The sequence below is a fragment of the Holdemanella sp. genome (assembly GCF_056804935.1).
Window position 1 is genome coordinate 1 of sequence record NZ_DBMEXE010000231.1, and the last position, 1,179, is coordinate 1,179.

The window sequence follows — 1,179 nt, forward strand, 5'->3', positions numbered from 1 at the left end:
TGCATGCAGAACACTTAGAAGCTGTTCATGGTGTAGGTCCACATACAATTAGTGTGCCTTGTGTAAAACATGCAGATGATATTGATCCAGAAGCGTTCGATAATAGTTTGGCTGATGATATCTTTGAAAAGATTGCAGCATGTATCCGTATTGCCGTTCCATATACAGGAATGATTATTTCTACACGTGAATCTCAAGAAGTTCGTGAAAAAATGCTTCACTTAGGTGTATCTCAAATTAGTGGGGCAAGTCGTACATCTGTTGGTGGATATACAGAAGAAGAGCGCCCTCATGATTCAGAACAATTTGATGTATCTGACCAAAGAACATTAGATGAAGTTGTGAACTGGCTGATGGAGTTAGGTTACATTCCATCTTTCTGTACGGCATGTTATAGAGAAGGAAGAACAGGAGACCGTTTCATGTCTTTGTGTAAGACAGGACAAATTCAAAATTGTTGTCATCCTAACGCATTGATGACTTTATGTGAATATTTAGTTGATTATGCGAGTGAAGATACAAAGAAGATTGGTTTTGAGTTGATTGAAAAAGAATTGAACAAGATTCCAAATGCGAAAGCTCAACAAATTGCTCGTGACAATGTGGATGCGATCAAGTCAAGCAATCGTAGAGATTTCAGGTTCTAATTATGTCTAATTTAAATAGTACGATAAGCGCGAATCGTACACACATTGGATTTTTCGGTTTAAGAAATGCTGGAAAATCCAGTGTAGTCAATGCGATTACCAACCAGAGTATGTCTTTAGTTTCTAATATAAAGGGAACTACGACAGACCCTGTCAAGAAATCAATGGAAATCTTACCGATTGGACCTGTTGTGATTGTGGATACGCCGGGTATGGATGATGAAGGTACTTTGGGTGAATTGAGAATTAAAAGAACGTTAGAAGTTTTAAAAACAATGGATATGGCCGTATTGGTAGTTGATGCGAATGTAGGTCTACAAAAAATAGATTTGGATTTGATTGACATGTTTAAAGAAAATAAATTACCTTATTTTATAGTTTTTAATAAGTGTGATTTGATTGAAGAAAAGAAAGAACTGGCTTCTAATGAAATCTATGTGAGTGCTCTAAACAATGACAATATAGATGGATTAAAGCAATTGTTGGCTAGTGTCGCAAAGAAACAGGAAGAAAAGACAATTATTGGTGATTT

Annotated in this window: 2 protein-coding genes; both read left to right on the forward strand. The window is 36.0% G+C overall.

What is annotated here, in order from left to right:
- The coding region (gene hydG, locus ACZQCL_RS08670) for a [FeFe] hydrogenase H-cluster radical SAM maturase HydG (protein ID WP_482482827.1) at positions 1-647 on the forward strand (647 nt) is incomplete at its 5' end.
- A gap of 2 nt (positions 648-649) precedes the next feature.
- A partial coding sequence (locus ACZQCL_RS08675; protein ID WP_482482829.1) for a GTPase occupies positions 650-1,179 on the forward strand: 530 nt, incomplete at its 3' end.